Consider the following 15283-nt stretch of genomic DNA (forward strand, 5'->3'; position numbering starts at 1 on the left):
GGGTCACTCGTCGGGGTCGCCGCGCATCACCACGATGCCGGTGGCGACCACGTCGCCCCGCTGGTTGCGCAGCTCCACGCCCCGGTCCAGCTCTCCGAAACTCACGGGCGACACCGTCACCTCGTCGCCGGGGAAGACCGGTCCGCGCAGCCGGATGTCGAGATTCAGGATCGCATCGGCACCGAACTGCGCGATGAGGGCGTTGAGCGCGATTGCGGTGGTGTGCGAGGCCTGCACCACCACATCGGGCAGCCCGGCCTTGGCCGCGAACTCGGGGTCGGTGTGCACCGGGTTGGGGTCACTCACGCCGTCGACGAAGCTGCGCATGGCCTCCCTCGTCATGACGGGCGCGGTCGTCGGCGTCAAATCCAGCTCAGTCATGACGCAGACTCCCCCGACTCGGCGTCGTCGCTAGTGGCCGCAGGCTGCGCCGGCTCCGCGGGCGGCTTTCGCTCCACGAACACCGTCCGCTGCCGCTGGATCAGCTCGCCATCAGCGCCTCGATACTCCGACAGCACCGTCGCCAGGTGCAGCGTGCCTTTGTCGATGATGTCCTCCACCGACACCACCACTGAGACCCGTTCGCCCGGGCGGAACGAGCGGTGCCATTCGAACGACTGGCCACCGGCCAGACCCCGCTCAAGGCTGAGATCGATGGGCCCGACCACCGAGTCGCCGCCGCCCACCGTCGGCCCGAAGAACGGCAGCCGCAGCGCCACTTCGGTGGCGTCAGGCGTACCCAGCGCATCGACCAGCATCGCCACTGACTCGGGTTCCACCACCACCTCGGTTTCGACCAGCACTTGGCCCAGTGTCTCCAGGTTCACCCCGACACCTCGCTACACGCGGTCCCGCTCGACACGCTCAGTTCGAGCTCAGCAGCTGCCAGACCGCCACGAGCAGGTCCTGGTCGTCGCCGGCTGACGGCGGATCGGATGCCGGTCGCATGTCCCAGCCGTAGGGCTTGTTGATCACGTGGATGCGCGGCTCTGGCGTCGATTTGTCGCCCCGGTCGAACGCGCCGATGACGAGCGTGTGCTCTCCCTCTGCCACCCAGAAGCACTCCCAGTGCGCAGACGAGGACGTCTCGATGAATGCCACCTCCGGCGCGGGCCGCGTCACCCGGACAGCAAGTCCGCCCGCGGCTGCAGGATCCATAGAGGACGCGTCGGCAGGTGAACCTTCTCGCTGTCGCACCACTTGTTTCCCGCTCTTGTTCGCTTCGCTCACGGGCCGCTCGGGCCACGGCTTCGCCTCTTGGCCGGCTAGAGGAACCGGCGGTTCAACCGGTTCGGCGGCACCTCGATCCCGAGCTCGTCGAGCAACGGCCTCGTGTCGGCGATGTACTGCCGGCGGAGGTCGGCGTTGTTCTTCTTCCGCAAGCCCCATCGCACGTACGCGTCGCCGAAGTCGGAGTCGGACCGGCCGAACATGTCCAGCGCCGCCGGCCACCAGAAGTGGATCTTCTCGTTCGCCTCGGCGAGCCCCTCGGGGGTCTTGCAGATCAGCCGCAGGTTCCGCAGACCGAGCGTGCAGTGGAACAGCTCCTCCTTGTGCACCCGCGTTGCGATGTCGAGCAGGGGTTTGTAGGGCACGCCGTCCCAGGTCTCGCCGATATAGACGCCCACCCGGTCGATGAGCGCATGGAAGTACGACAGGTCGCAGAATGTCTCCATCGGGTGCCGGAACGCGTACTGCTCGATCGGACGGTCGACATGGTCGACACCCAAGCCGGCCAGGATCTGGGCATTGATGATCCCGTGCTCCACTTCCTGCTGCATGAGCTTGACCAGCAGCCCCTTGGTGGCTTCGTCGGGCGCGAAGCGCAGGCAGCGGTCCCACAGCTTGGTGAGCAGGTCGGTGTAGTGCGGGTTCGCGCTGTTCTCGACGTGATAGCTCAGCATCCGCACGAGCAGCTCATGGAACTCGGCGGGAATGTCGGCGTCACCCTCGTTCCAGATCCGCTGCGACACTGAGGTCCGTTCCAGCGTTGTGGTGCTCATAGTGCTTCCGAGAGTACTCAGCCAGGCCTCTCAGCGTCGCTCTCGGCTCCGAGATACGCAGCCCGCACGGCGGGGTCGGCCTGCACCTCGTCGGGCGTGCCGACACTGATCACCTGGCCCTGATCGAGCACGTAGATGCGATCGCTGATGCCAGTGATGAAGTTGAGATCGTGGTCGATCACCAGCACGCCCGCATCCACCGCAGCGGCCATATGCCGGATGCGCCCGATCATCTCTGCCGACTCGGCGTCGCTCATGCCGCTGGTGGGTTCGTCCAGCAGCAGGTAGGCCGGCGCCATGGCGGCCGCTCGGGCCAGCTCCAGTCTCCGCGCACTGCCGTAGTCGAGCTCGCGGGCGCGGCGATCGCGCACGTCCCAGAGTCCGGCTTCAGCGACGAGCGCATCGACCGGGGGGTGGCTTCCCGGTCGGTGCTGGGCGGCGACTCGAGCAGCAAGCTCCACGTTCTGGCGCACGGTCAATGCGCCGAACAACCGCAGGTTCTGGAACGTACGCAGCAGGCCGGCGCGGGCGATGTCGTGGCTCGGCGCACCGGTCAGCTCTCGCTCGCCCAGTTTGAACCAGCCTGCTGATGGCTCGACGATGCCGGTGATCACGTTGACCAGCGTCGTCTTGCCGGCGCCGTTGGGGCCGATCAAGCCCACCACCTCGTCGTGCGCAACGGAGAGCCCCGCTCCGTCGAGCGCCCGGAAGCCGCCGAAGTCGACAGCGAGATCGTGCACCTCGAGGGCTGCACCCTCGCGCTCCACGTCGGCGTGCAAGCCCACGGGCGCTACTTCCGCCAGCGGCTCGGGTCGCTCTTCGGATTTACGGCGATGCCACAGACGCCACAGCCAGCCGTCCAGCTCCCAATCCCCCAGCAGCCCGTCGGAGCGGAAGATCATGAAACCGAGCATCGCCAGGCCCAGGAAGACGGTCTGCAGGTTCTCGCGGAAGACCCAGTCGAGCGGCGCCGCATCGAGACCGAGCCCGAACACCTCGAAACCGTCCTGCCCGAGGCGGCGGGCCAATTCGCGCCCGACCGTCATCACTGCGACGCCGACGAGCGCACCGGTGACGCTGTTGCGGCCGCCTACGATCAGCATGGCCAGCGTGAGCAGCGTGTAGTTGAAGAAGAAATCGTCGGGCAGGATCGAGCCGTTCTCGTACACGCGCAGTGACGAACCGACGCTCACCACTACTACGGAGATGAGCAGTGCGGCGGTCTGCTGAACGAGCGGGTTCACACCCATGGCGCGTGCGGCCAGATTGTCTTCACGAGCGGCAACGGCCAGCTTGCCGCTGCGGCTCTGGGCGAAGAGCCTTGCCAGGATCAATGCGCCCAGCAGACACAGGTAGATCGGGAGCCTGCTGTCGAGCGCGGCCCCCACCTTGAAGGTGAGACCTGCACGGTTGCCGCCGGTCAGGTCCGGCCAGTTGCGCGCCACCTCATGGGTGACGAACAGCAGTGCCAGGGTGATGACGGTGGCCGCCACGGCGCCCGACTCCGCACCCGAGCGCGCCAATCCGATGCCCACCACGAGCGCCACCAGTACGGTCACCCCGATGGCCACAGCAACGGCCAGCGCCGGGTTCAGCAGCACATCGTTCAAGCCGAACGGTGCGTCGGGGATCCGCTTGAGCTTCTCTTCAGGGCTGATGGCGAAGACCGCGAAGGCGTAGCCGGCGATCGCACCGAAGCCGATGTGGCCGAACGACAGCACACCGGTGTTGCCGACGTAGATCTGGATGCCGAGCACGATGATGGCGTCGATCAGCATCACCGTCACCAGGCGCTCGGCGGCCCGGCCTTGGAAGCTCTCGTAGATGAGGCCGCCGGCCAGAAAGACGGCGAAGAGCAGGGCGCATCCGGCTATGGGGAAGCCGACGTCACGTCCGGGGCGCGGGAACATCAGATCGGCTCGATCACACCCGCACGGCGTGCTTGACGGTGACCAGGCCCTGCGGCCTGAAGATGAACAGCAGGGCGATCAGCAGGAACACCACGCCTTCGGTGAGGCTGGCGATGCTGTCGGGCAGGCGTGAGCGCAGCAGCACTTCCGCAAGCCCCAGCACCAGCCCGCCGATCACCGCTCCCCGGAGGCTGCCGAGACCGCCGATCAGCGCCGCCAGGACGCCTTTGAGCATGGGTGTGATGCCGGCGCTGGGACTGATGCTGCCGGCTCGCATCAGCCAGAACACTCCGGCGATGCCCGCCAGCAGACCCGACAGGGCGAACGCCCCGCGAATCACGGTGTCGGAACGCACACCCATCAGCCGGGCAGTGTCGAAATCGGCGGCAGCCGCCCGCAATGACAGCCCGAACATGGTCCGTTGCAGCAACAGCGTCGTGCCGATGAGCGTGAGGACCGTCACGACGATGACGACGGTGTCGTACACCTCGATGTTCAGCGGGCCGACCGAGTAGGTGTTGGTGACCCACGACGGCCGGTCGAACGGCTTGACGGACGCCGACACGTACAGCAGGAAGATGGCGGAGATCACGAAGTGGACGCCGAACGACGTGAGCAGCAGCGTGAAGTCGGAGCTGCCCCGCACTCGCGAGAAGGCGACCCGCTCGATGGCCAGTGACGTCAGCACCGCGCTCAGCACGATGAGCGGTGTCACGATGTACCAGGACCAGCCCGCGCCGAGGGTCCACAGCGCGACGTAGCCGCCGACGGTGATGAGCTCGCCGTGGGCGAAGTTCAGCAGGTGCATGACGCCGAAAACGACCGCTACGCCCAGAGCCAGCAGCGCATAGATGCTGCCCCGGCCGAGGCCGTCGATGAGGTTCTGCGCGAGCTCAGTCACGCCGTGCCGCCTCCCGCGCCGTTCGCCACGGTCGTGCCTGCGGCGGGCAGACCTTCGTCGGGCGCTACGACCGATCCGACGAAGGTGTCGAACAGGTCGTCCCGCTGGCTCAGTTCCCGGCCCGTGCCCGAGGCCACCACCTCGCCGCTGCGCAGCACGTAGGCACGGTCGGACACTTCGAGCATCCGCGCGGCATTCTGCTCCACGACGAGCAACGTACGGCCCTGATCGCGCAGCGTGCCGATCAGCTCGAACACCAGGTCCACGAGCACCGGGGCGAGGCCCAGCGAGGGCTCGTCCATCATCAGCAGGCGGGGTGCCGACATCAGCGCTCGCCCGATAGCGAGCTGCTGCGCCTCGCCGCCCGACAGGTAGCCGGCTGGGACGTCCCACTTCTCCTTGAGCACCACGAAGCGCTCGGCCATCTCGTCGAGCAGCTCGGCGCGCTTGGCGGCCGGCACGGTCACGCCGCCGATCCGCAGGTTCTCCGCCACGGTGAGGTCGGCAAAGATGCGACGGTGCTCGGGCACGAGCGCGATGCCCGAGCGCAGCAGCTGTTCCGGCGAGCGGCCGGTGATGTCGTGGCCCTCGAAGGCGATGCGGCCCTCGGCCGGCGACAGCAGCCCGGCTATGGACGACAGCAAGGTGGTCTTGCCCGCGCCGTTGGGCCCGATGAGGCCGACCACCTCACCGGACCCGACGCTGAGGGCCGCGCCGCGCAGTGCGGCTATGGAGCCGTACCGAGCGGTGAGGCCTTCGACTTCGAGCATCGAACTCGCAATCTGCTGCCCATGTCCGCTGGGCGCTCGGGTCCGCTGCGGCAGTGCCGGAACGGACCTGCTTGATCGTGCGCTTACTTGATCGTGATGGTGTCGACGAGCACGTCCTCGCCGTTCACGATGCGATTGATCGGCACCGCCTTCGGCGGGATGCCGTTGGTGCCTTCGTAGGTGATCTCGCCCGACAGCCCCTGGAATCCGGAGAGCTGCTGGACGGCCTCGCCGATCTGGGCGGTGTCGTCGCAGCCGCAGTCGAGCATGCCCTGGATGCCGATGAACATCGAGTCGACATACAGCGCCATGAAGCCACGGCTCTCGAGCGCCTCGCCCTTCTCGGCCTCGAACGCAGCGAGCATCGAGTCGATCCGGTCACCCGCAGTGATGCTGGTGTGCGGCGTGTGGGCGATGCCCTCGTTGTTGGCCTCCACCTGGATGCCGGTGGCGTCGAGTGCGTCGGTACCGACGTAGGTGAGATTGTCGAGGCCTTGGCCTTCGAGCTGGCCCCGCAGCGCGGTGACCTGGAATCCCAATGCCGCCGAGAAGACGACTTCGTTGTTCTCGGAGATCTGGGCGATCTCGTTCACCTGCGAGGAGAAGTCGGTGTCGACGAACCAGACATAGGTCTGCACGCTCACCACCTCGCCGCCGCCGGCTTCGAATGCAGCGATGAACGCATCGGGGTTGACGCCGGTGTAGGGGATGCCCTCACCCTCGGTGAACACGATGGCCCGGGTGATGCCCTGGTCGAGCGCCCACTGGGCGGCCGCACCCGACATCTGGTGATCGTCGAAGGTGACCAGGTACGAGTTGATGGACGCGTCTGCCAGGGTCGGCTCGGTGGATGCCGCCACGAACAGCGGGACGGTGCCGCCCGTGGTCTGCAAGATCGGGAGGGCGAAGTCGGCGAACGGCGGGCCGATCAGGAAGTGCGCACCCCAGTCCAGAAGGTCCTCGGTAGCGAGCGCGGCGTCATCGCCGACCTCAGCGACCCGCACCTCGACTGGCCGACCGTTGAAACCGCCACGGCAGTTCGCGAGCTCTGCGATATAGGGCACCAGCTTGGAGCCCGGAATGTCGACGAAGCCGACGACATCGCTGAAGTCCATCGCCATGCCGACGCGGATCGGGTCGCCGGTCGGCGCCTCTTCGCAGTTGCCGAGATCGGCGCTCAGGATGTGGTCGATGTCGATGCTGGACATCGTGACGGCAGCCGGTGCCCCAGTGGCAGCGGGTGCTTCGGTTGCAGCCGGCGCCTCAGTGGCCGCTGGCTCTGCCTCAGTCGTGTCGTCGTCGCTGCCGCAAGCAGCGCCGAGCAGCGCAACAGCGGCCAGCAAAGCCAAGACGCGTCGTTTCATGATGGGCCCCTCCCGTGGATCGAGCCGATGCTAGCCCTCCGCCGGGAAAGGCTCGTATAGCTTCTGCTGATCGTCCCGGCCCAGACAGCGATGAGGAACAGCCATGGCCAATGAACGTGTCCGCATGCTGTGGCCGGATCATCTCGGTCTGGCGCGAGGCAAGTACGTGCCGACCGCTTTCGCCCAAGGCGGCACCGGCCATGCAGCCGCCGTGTTCAGCCTGGCCTACGACCGCTCGTTCATCGCTGCGCCGGGCTCGGGTGTGCTCGACGGCTTTCCCGACATGCACGCCACCTTCGACGAGGCCGACCTGCGCCCCGGCTGGGATGACGATCGGACCCAGGTGGCTGTCTGCGACCTGTCGCAGCGAGGTGAACCGTTCCGCTTCTCGGCCAGGTATGCCCTGCGCAAGGCCATCGCCGACTGGGAGGCGTTGGGCTACCGCCCGATGGTGGGCATCGAGTTCGAGGCCTACGTGCTCGAATACACCGACGAACACGGCTGGCAGCGGTGGGACACACCCGAGTCGTACGTGTACGGAACCGGCCGTTTCGTGGACCCGGTCGGTCTGATCGACGACATCACCGATCTCGCCGCCAGCAGCGAGATCGTGCTGGAGTCGGTCAATGCCGAGTTCGACTCAGGCCAGTTCGAGCTGACGCTTCGCTACGCCGATGCGCTGCGCGCTGCCGACGACGCATTCCTGTTCAAGGTGCTGGCCCGTGAATGCGCCATGGATCATGGCCGCCGGCTCACATTCCTCGGCAAGCCGTATGCGGAGCTGGAGGGCAACGGCGTCCACGTGAACTTCTCGCTCGTCGACGCCGACGGCAACAACGCCCTTGCCGATACCAGTGCCGAGGACGGCCTTTCGGAGCTGGCCAGGAGCTGCTTGGCCGGGCTGTGCGCCCATCATCAAGGGCTCACGCCATTGTGCGCCCCCACCGTCAACGCCTACCGGCGCCTGCGGCCCTTCACGTTCAGCGGCCGGCGGGCGAACTGGGGCTACGACCACCGTGTGGTCGGCACCCGGGTGCCGCCCGAGCGAGGCGAACGCACACGCATCGAGTCGCGACTCGCCGACGGCGCCTGCAACGTTCACACGGCCATCGCCGCAGTACTGCAGGCGGCGCGCCTCGGCGTGGTCGATGGGCTGCCCTGCCCCGATCCGGAGACCAACGACGGCATGGAAGCGTGGAACACCGAGGTCACCTCGGCGCTCAACCTGACCGACGCCTTGGATCATCTGCGTGCCGACACTTCGCTCGCCGAAGCCGTGAGCAGCGATCTCGTCGACAACTTCCTCGCCATCAAAGACGCCGAGTGGGAGCGCTACATGACCGCCGTCGGCGAACCCTCCGACGACATCAGCGAGTGGGAGATCAACGAGTACCTCCCCTACCACTAAGGGGGATCCCGCCCAGCGGGCAAATGTCGGTGGGGCGAATTGCTCGTCAGGTGAACTCGATGTAGCGATCGCGCTCCCAGTCGCTGACGTCGTCACCCACCGGATCGCACCCGGCGTCGGCGAACTTCTCCAGCTCGGCCTTGGCCATCAGCACGAAATTGGTCGAGAACTCCTCGCCCAGTGCGGCGGCGAGCGCGCTGCCCTCGTAGGCCGCGATGCCATCGTGGGCGTTGGCGGGCAGCGGCGCGGCGTCGCCGGGGTCGTCGTACTTGTCGCCGACGCTCATCGGGCCCGGGTCGGCGCCCCGCTCAAGGCCGTCGGCGCCTGCTGCCAAAAGGCCGGCGATCATCAGGTACGGGTTCGCATCGGAACCAGGCGCCCGGTACTCCACCCGGTTCGCGCTGCCGGCGCCCACGGTCAAGCGGCACATCACCGATCGGTTGTCGAGCCCCCAGTGCACATGGGTGGGCGCGAACGTGTACGGGCGCACGCGCTTGTAGCCATTCGGAACCGGGCTGCCCAGCAGCGAGAGCGCGCCGGCATTGTCGAGCTGGCCGCCGAGCCACTGCGACATGACCTCGTTCGGCCCGTCCTGCGAGGACGCGAACACGTTCTCGCCACCAGCGGACAGGCTGGTGTGCACGTGCATGCCGCTGCCTGACGGCTCGGTCCACGGCTTGGGCATGAAAGTGGCCCGCAGCCCGGATGCAGCGGCGATCTCCTTGACAATGCTCTTGTAGAGGGCGGTGTTGTCCGCAGCCGTCATGGCGTCGCTGTAGGCCACGTTGATCTCGATCTGCCCCGGTCCGTACTCGGGATTGGAGGACTCCACCGGGATGCCGGCCTCGACCATGGCGGTGCGCATCTCCCACAGCACATCCTCGAGGTCGCCCCGGTCGGTCAGCGAGGAGTACTGGATGTGGCTCTGCACATGCGACCAGTCGGCCTCGCACAGGTAGAACTCCATCTCGGTGGCGACTATCGGGCTGTAGCCCAGGCCCTCGCAGCGCGCGATCTGGCGGGCCAGAACAGTGCGCGGGGCAATCGGGTGAAGCTGGTGGGACGGATCGAGACTGTCCGAGAACACCAACGCATAACCGGGCCGGTGGCCGAAGGTGCGCAGCGTGCCGAGATCGGGCACGAGGTGCGTGTCCAGGAAGCCCAGCCCCATGTTGATGTAGGGGCTGTCCACGAGGTCGTTGTGCAGGTCGAAGATGTAGATGGCGTCTGCGATGTGGCAGCCGCCCTCGGCAACAGACCGCAAGAAGTGATCGACGGGAAACCGCTTGCCGCGCAGGTGTCCGTAGGTGTCGACGATGGCGACCTCCACGGTGTGTGTGGCAGCCGCACGCAGGGCGCTCTCGATCTCGGCAAGGTCGGTCATGGGTTCACTCCTGGGTGGTGTCTGGGTGCGCTGAACGCGGCTGGTCGGCTTTCGGGCGGGCACAGACTTACCATTCGGCTGTGCCTCCCGAAACCTCTCCGGCCGCGACCGACACCCTGACAGACGATTCGGCGTTGACCGATGAGACGGCCGGCATCGATATCGCCGATGCCCGCAGGTATGCCCACGGCATTCCCTGGGACGACTTCGGGACGCTGCGTCGGCGTCCGGGGCTGCACTGGAATCGCTACGAGGCTGAGCCGAATGCGGACGGGGGCTTCTGGGCGGTGACCCGGCATGCCGATGTCTGCGAGGTGTCGCGACATCCCGAACGCTTCTCGTCGGCGATCGGGCACGTCAACCTGTGGGACCTCGAGGCCGACGCGCTCGAGGCACGCCGATCGATCCTCGAGCACGACCCGCCGGCGCACACCCGGCTGCGTCGGGTGGTGTCCAAGGCATTCACGCCGCGCCAGATGCGCCGGTACAACGAACGCACCCGTGAGATCGCCGACGAGCTGCTCGACGCCGTCGTTCGGCAGGGCGGCGGCGACTGGGTGGATCTCGTCGCTGCGCCGCTGCCGATCCGGGTGATCATCGCGATCCTCGGCGTGCCTCCCCAGGACGCCGACTACATGGTGGAGCTGTCGAACCACTTGGTGGAGGGAACCACCGAGAGCCAGTCGCTGCCGCCTGACGCTTACGGGAACACCACGCCGCTGCGCCTGCTTCCTTTCGGCAGCCCGGCCGCGTGGGGGCTGTATGAGTACGGGGCGAAGCTGGGCGACCAGCGCCTGGAGCACCCCACTGACGATGTCGTGAGCCACCTGGTGCACGCCGAGGTGGGCGGCGACCGTTTGACGGCCACCGAGTTCCGGAACTTCTTCCAAGTGCTGGTGTTCGGCGGCAACGAGACCACCCGTACCGCGATCACTCACGGCACGATGGCGTTCGCCGATCATCCAGAGCAGTGGGACCGGCTGGTGGCAGACCGCGAGCTGCTGCCCAGCGCCGTCGAGGAGGTCATCCGCTGGGCATCGCCGATCCTGCACATGCGCCGCACCGCCGCGGTGGACACCGAGCTGTCCGGCACCCCGATCTCGGCAGGCGACAAGGTGGTGATGTGGTACCCGTCAGCCAACCGCGACGAGGCAGTGTTCGAGCGGCCCAACGAGTTCGACATCGGCCGGGCCGACAACGCGCAGATCGCCTTCGGCGGCGGCGGGCCGCATTTCTGTCTCGGCGCCTATCTGGCCCGCATGGAGCTGACCGTGCTGCTCGAAGCGATGCTGGACCGCGGCATCCGCCCGGCAAGCGCCGAGAACCTGGTGCGGATCCCGTCCAACTTCGTGCACGGCGTCGCTTCTGTGGATGTCACCGTCGACGTTTCGGCACCCGCTGTGAGAGTCTGACGCCGTGAGCACCTGGGCCGAGCCCTACCTGGACGACCTGGGACCTGACGACGCCAACATCTCCGATCACGACGTGTGGACCCACGGCGTGCCTCATGCCACGTTCGCCCGGCTGCGCCGGGAAGAACCGGTGGCGTGGATCGACGAGGTCGACGGCCGCGGTTATTGGGCGATCACCAAGTACGACGACGCCTTCCGCATCAGCCGCGACGTGCAGACCTTCACCTCGTCGAAGGGCATCCGCCTCGAGGACATGGCTCCCGACGAGCTCGAAGCCCGCAAGACGATGATGGAACAGGACCCGCCCGAGCACACCCGCTACCGGCGGTTGGTGAGCCGGGGATTCACGCCGCGCGTCGTGAACACCTACGAAGCTGCGATCCGTGCCCTGGCCTGCGAGGTGCTGGACCGGGCCCTGCGCGACGAGCGCTTCGACTTCGTGACCGAGGTCGCCACCGAGCTGCCCATGCGGATGCTGGGGCGCATGCTGGGGACCAGCGATGCCGATGGCCACCAGCTCGTGGAGTGGGGCGATGCGCTGCTCGGCAACACCGATCCCGACTTCACCGACTATCCCGTGGGATTGGTGGACACCGACGAGTTCCGGCTGATGCCGTTCCGCAGCCCGGTCACCATCGACATCTTCAACTACGCAGCAGAGCAGGCGGCCAAGCGCCGGGCGCATCCGACAGACGACGTCATCAGCCAGCTCCTGGCGCCGACCACCGACGGCGCACCGCTCTCCGATCAAGAGTTCAAGAACTTCTTCACGCTCATCATCGCCGCGGGCAACGACACCACCCGCTACACGATGACCCACGGGCTGTGGGTGCTGATGGCGCACCCGCACCTGTTCGACACGTGGAGGGCCGCGGTGCTGGCCGGTGACGAAGCCCTGACCGCTGCTGCGGTCGAAGAGGTGCTGCGCGCCAGCTCGGTCACGACGCACTTCCGCCGCACGGCGACGTGCGACACCGAGATCCGTGGCACCAAGGTGCGGGCGGGCGACAAGGTGGTGCTGTACTACATCAGCGCGGACCACGACGAGGATCGTTTCCCGCACCCGTACAGGTTTGATCTGGCGCGTGCCGACAATGAGCACATGGCGTTCGGCCGCAACGGTCCGCACCTGTGCCTGGGAGCGTGGCTGGCCCGCATGGAGATCAAGGTGGTGTTCGAGGAGCTGCTGCGGCGGGTGGTGCGCATCGAACAGGACGGACCCGTCGAGCGGCTGCGGTCCAACTTCATCTCCGGCATCAAGCAACTGCCCGTACGCGTGGTCGAGCTGGCTGCATGAAGGCGCTGGTCGTCACACACGAGGAAACGTCGCGGCCCGGTTTCGTCGGTGATCGTCTGATCGAGCGGGGTATCGATCTGCACGTCCACGTGATGGTGCCCGACACCTCGCAGCCGGCCGATTTCCATCCGCTGCCTGGTGATGACTTCGATGTGCTCGTCGTCACGGGCTCGTACTTCTCGGTGTACGAGGACGCGATCAAGCCGTGGATCGGTGCCGAGCTGGATCTCATCCGGCGTGCGCATGACAGCGGTACCCCGGTGCTGGGCATCTGCTTCGGCGGTCAGGCGCTGGCGGCGGCGCTGGGCGGGTCGGTGGATCGCTCCCCCGAGACCGAGATCGGCTGGTACCGGATCTCAGCGCCGAACGGTGTCGACCTGCCCATATCGGCTGGCCCGTGGATGGAGTGGCATCACGATCGCTTCCACCTGCCCCCCGGCGCCGAGTTGCTCGCCAGCACCGAGATCTGCCCGCAGCTGTTCCGGATGGACCGCAGCGTGGGCACGCAGTTCCATCCCGAGATCAGCGTGGAGCTTGCCAGCGAGTGGCTCTATGCGGCCAGCGACGACTACCTGGCATCGGTCGGCATCGTGCGCGAGGAGATCCTGGCCGAGGTGGCGCGCAACGAGACAGCCAACCGCCGCAACTGCTTCGAACTGGTCGACTGGTTCCTCGACGACGTAGCGACGTCGTAGGTCCGAGAGCAAGCTCGGCTTCTACCGCAACGGCTCAAGTCTGACGAGTTCTTCGCGGCGCGCGGCTCGGTCCCACGCCTCACGAAGTTCGGACTGATGCAAGGCCGCCCATTCGACCACGAGACCTCTCGCCCGAGGCGGTAGCCGTCCTTTCAGGATCGCCAGATTGTCGATGCTGACGAGTGCTTCTTGGTCACCGTATGTCGCATGGAAATGAGGCGGCGCATGGTCGCCGTAGTGCATTCGGATGATGATTCCGTAGAAGCGGCAGAGTTCAGGCACGCGCAGCTTCGACCTGAAGCCCGGGCAAGTACTGCTCAGGCTGCATGCCGGTGAGGCGCAAGTAGAGCGCATCGGCACACAGATCGACGGTGTCACCCCAGGCAATCGCCCGCGTCTCGTCGATGCGAACCGACTCAAAGAACGCCCGGTCACGCCATGCCTCAAACACGCCGTGACCGGCGAGGTCCGACAGGTCGACCTCACCTTCGACGCCGTCGGCGAACCGCAGCCAAATGCGAAATTCGCCCGTCGCCCTGACCGCTTCCAGGCGGGCGAACTCTGACTCCGCGCCCATGGCCGGGAGGCTATCCGCCTACCGTCACCGTCTCGGCGAACGCATCCTCCCGAGCCGCAAACCGACCCAAGTGGACCCTTCGATGTCACACCGCTCGCGTAGACATTGACATGTGTTCACGGGCATGCGTGGCCAGCGAGGCGCTCGGGAGACGCAACGAACTATGGCCATCAGGAGACGATGACGTGGATGTGATCGAAGTTGAATTCGTGCCGAGCCAATTGGCGCCGGGTTTCGAGCCTGCAGCGGGTGTTCCTCAGAACGTCACCTGGAACGCTGGCACCCAAACGCTGACTCTCGTCTCCGCCACCGACGAGACGCTGGCCGTTGGGACTGAATTCGCAGTGAACGTGCTCCGGGCTGGCCCTGGCCATGGCGATGCCATCCGCTACGGAAGTGGCGATGGCGACGCCAACCGCCTCGGCGATGGAGATGGAGATGCTGCCCGGCACGGCAGCGGAAACGGTGACGCCAATCGTGAGGGCTACGGAGACGGCAATGCGACGCGCCTCGGCGAGGGCGAGGGGGATGCAACTCGCGGTGGGATCGGTGACGGGAACGCTCAACGGGGCGATGATGGCTCGGGCGACGCGATTCGTCTTGGGCGTGGCGAAGGACATGCCATTCGAGACGGGAGCGGGGCCGGCCGAGCGATACGCGAAGGATCCGGCGACGGAGACGCTCGCAGGTATGGCCTCGGCGATGGAGCCGCTGCCCGGGAAGGCGACGGCGACGGCGACGCCGTGCGACAGGGCGAGGGCATCGGCTACGCAGCGCGAGACGGCGGCGGTCAAGGTGACGCCAGGCGACTCGGCAACGGACACGGGAACGCCCGTCGCGACGGGCGCGGCCACGGGCACGCATGGCGCTACGGAAGTGGTGAAGGCAACGCAGTCCGAGACGGCAGCGGCGACGGACATGCTTACCGCTACGACGAAGGACGCGGATATGCGTGGCGCGACGGCAACGGCAACGGCAACGCAGAGCGCAACGGCGAGGGCGAGGGCTATGCCGCCCGGGACGGCAGCGGCGACGGCCACGCCATTCGTGCCGGCTCAGGCCCCGGCGATGCTTGGCGAGACGGCACGGGACACGGTCATGCAATTCGCGAAGGCGTCGAACTCGGTGATGCGTGGCGCGACGGCAACGGCGACGGTCACGCATTTCGATATGGCGGTCGAGGTGACGCGTGGCGAAATGGCACTGGCGAAGGCCACGCCCTTCGATTTGACCCGGGAAATGACGCAGGCGACGCAGTCCGCAGCGGAGTGGGCGCAGGGCGGGCTTGGAAGGGCACTTGCGAAGACGGAAGCCCACCGCTACAGGCCGGCGGGTTCGCTCGACTTGTCCGCGGAATTCGCTCGGACCGCTTGCCCTCTGCGGATGGCGACAAAAGAATGCGGACGCCCGAAACAGTTGCAAGCAACGATGACACCGGCTGATCCAAGTGCTGCAACCAGGCCCACACCACCTCGAGGTATCGGCACGCAGTGTTCCCTGGGTTAGGTCTGGGCACGTCGCGGCCTGCTGACCTGCGAGAACGAGACTCCCAACGTGAGCGC

At 66.9% G+C, this 15283-nt stretch carries 17 protein-coding genes; 5 read left to right on the plus strand and 12 right to left on the minus strand.

Going from position 1 to position 15283, the window contains the following annotated elements:
• Positions 1-3: 3 nt before the first annotated feature.
• The 8 genes from ACOGI5_RS14590 to ACOGI5_RS14625 form a co-directional block, all read right to left on the minus strand.
• A complete protein-coding gene (locus tag ACOGI5_RS14590) occupies positions 4-381 on the minus strand; it encodes a MaoC family dehydratase (RefSeq protein ID WP_419865133.1) in 378 nt (125 codons plus the stop codon).
• The gene (locus ACOGI5_RS14595) at positions 378-827 is read right to left on the minus strand and encodes an FAS1-like dehydratase domain-containing protein (RefSeq protein WP_419865134.1); all 450 of its coding nucleotides are present in this window, start codon (positions 825-827) and stop codon (positions 378-380) included. The genes ACOGI5_RS14590 and ACOGI5_RS14595 overlap by 4 nt, the downstream gene beginning before the upstream one ends.
• Positions 828-864: 37 nt before the next feature.
• On the minus strand, positions 865-1158 hold the full coding sequence (locus tag ACOGI5_RS14600) for a hypothetical protein (RefSeq protein ID WP_419865135.1): 294 nt from the start codon (positions 1156-1158) through the stop codon (positions 865-867).
• A gap of 107 nt (positions 1159-1265) precedes the next feature.
• Positions 1266-2003, minus strand: coding sequence for a Phenylacetic acid catabolic protein (locus ACOGI5_RS14605; RefSeq protein ID WP_419865136.1), 738 nt, complete (start codon positions 2001-2003; stop codon positions 1266-1268).
• A gap of 17 nt (positions 2004-2020) precedes the next feature.
• Entirely contained in the window at positions 2021-3913 is a 1893-nt protein-coding gene (locus tag ACOGI5_RS14610; RefSeq protein WP_419865137.1) for an ATP-binding cassette domain-containing protein, read from the minus strand.
• Positions 3914-3926: 13 nt separating this feature from the next.
• Positions 3927-4814, minus strand: a complete 888-nt coding sequence (locus ACOGI5_RS14615; protein WP_419865138.1) for a branched-chain amino acid ABC transporter permease — start codon at positions 4812-4814, stop codon at positions 3927-3929.
• Positions 4811-5584 (minus strand): ABC transporter ATP-binding protein, encoded by a 774-nt coding sequence (locus ACOGI5_RS14620; RefSeq protein ID WP_419865139.1) that lies wholly within the window; start codon positions 5582-5584, stop codon positions 4811-4813. The genes ACOGI5_RS14615 and ACOGI5_RS14620 overlap by 4 nt, the downstream gene beginning before the upstream one ends.
• 83 nt (positions 5585-5667) lie before the next feature.
• Positions 5668-6948 (minus strand): ABC transporter substrate-binding protein, encoded by a 1281-nt coding sequence (locus ACOGI5_RS14625; protein ID WP_419865140.1) that lies wholly within the window; start codon positions 6946-6948, stop codon positions 5668-5670.
• Positions 6949-7051: 103 nt separating this feature from the next.
• Here ACOGI5_RS14625 and ACOGI5_RS14630 point away from each other — a divergent pair, with 103 nt between their 5' ends.
• On the plus strand, positions 7052-8356 hold the full coding sequence (locus ACOGI5_RS14630; protein ID WP_419865141.1) for a glutamine synthetase: 1305 nt from the start codon (positions 7052-7054) through the stop codon (positions 8354-8356).
• A 46-nt stretch (positions 8357-8402) separates the two neighbouring features.
• Here ACOGI5_RS14630 and ACOGI5_RS14635 read toward each other — a convergent pair whose 3' ends face one another.
• A complete protein-coding gene (locus ACOGI5_RS14635; protein ID WP_419865142.1) occupies positions 8403-9740 on the minus strand; it encodes a glutamine synthetase family protein in 1338 nt (445 codons plus the stop codon).
• An 80-nt stretch (positions 9741-9820) separates the two neighbouring features.
• On the opposite strand from ACOGI5_RS14635, the gene ACOGI5_RS14640 reads away from it, so the two are divergent.
• The 3 genes from ACOGI5_RS14640 to ACOGI5_RS14650 are packed head-to-tail and all read left to right on the plus strand — an operon-like array spanning position 9821 to position 13144.
• The gene (locus ACOGI5_RS14640; RefSeq protein WP_419865143.1) at positions 9821-11152 is read left to right on the plus strand and encodes a cytochrome P450; all 1332 of its coding nucleotides are present in this window, start codon (positions 9821-9823) and stop codon (positions 11150-11152) included.
• A gap of 4 nt (positions 11153-11156) precedes the next feature.
• Complete coding sequence (locus ACOGI5_RS14645; RefSeq protein ID WP_419865144.1) at positions 11157-12449, plus strand: cytochrome P450; 1293 nt, start codon at positions 11157-11159, stop codon at positions 12447-12449.
• Positions 12446-13144, plus strand: a complete 699-nt coding sequence (locus ACOGI5_RS14650; protein ID WP_419865145.1) for a type 1 glutamine amidotransferase — start codon at positions 12446-12448, stop codon at positions 13142-13144. The genes ACOGI5_RS14645 and ACOGI5_RS14650 overlap by 4 nt, the downstream gene beginning before the upstream one ends.
• A 21-nt stretch (positions 13145-13165) precedes the next feature.
• On the opposite strand, the gene ACOGI5_RS14655 is transcribed toward ACOGI5_RS14650, so the two are convergent.
• The 3 genes from ACOGI5_RS14655 to ACOGI5_RS14665 all read right to left on the minus strand — a co-directional run bounded on the left by ACOGI5_RS14655 (position 13166) and on the right by ACOGI5_RS14665 (position 14641).
• Complete coding sequence (locus ACOGI5_RS14655) at positions 13166-13498, minus strand: DUF4160 domain-containing protein (protein WP_419865499.1); 333 nt, start codon at positions 13496-13498, stop codon at positions 13166-13168.
• On the minus strand, positions 13419-13721 hold the full coding sequence (locus ACOGI5_RS14660) for a DUF2442 domain-containing protein (RefSeq protein ID WP_419865146.1): 303 nt from the start codon (positions 13719-13721) through the stop codon (positions 13419-13421). Before ACOGI5_RS14660 ends, ACOGI5_RS14655 begins: the two co-directional genes overlap by 80 nt.
• A 170-nt stretch (positions 13722-13891) precedes the next feature.
• Positions 13892-14641, minus strand: coding sequence for a hypothetical protein (locus ACOGI5_RS14665; protein ID WP_419865147.1), 750 nt, complete (start codon positions 14639-14641; stop codon positions 13892-13894).
• 178 nt (positions 14642-14819) lie between these two features.
• Here ACOGI5_RS14665 and ACOGI5_RS14670 point away from each other — a divergent pair, with 178 nt between their 5' ends.
• Positions 14820-15227: a hypothetical protein gene (locus ACOGI5_RS14670; RefSeq protein WP_419865148.1), complete on the plus strand. Its 408-nt coding sequence runs from the start codon at positions 14820-14822 to the stop codon at positions 15225-15227.
• Positions 15228-15283 lie beyond the last annotated feature (56 nt).

It is taken from the genome of Candidatus Poriferisodalis sp., from assembly GCF_965208925.1.
Taxonomy (GTDB): Bacteria; Actinomycetota; Acidimicrobiia; order Acidimicrobiales; family Poriferisodalaceae; genus Poriferisodalis.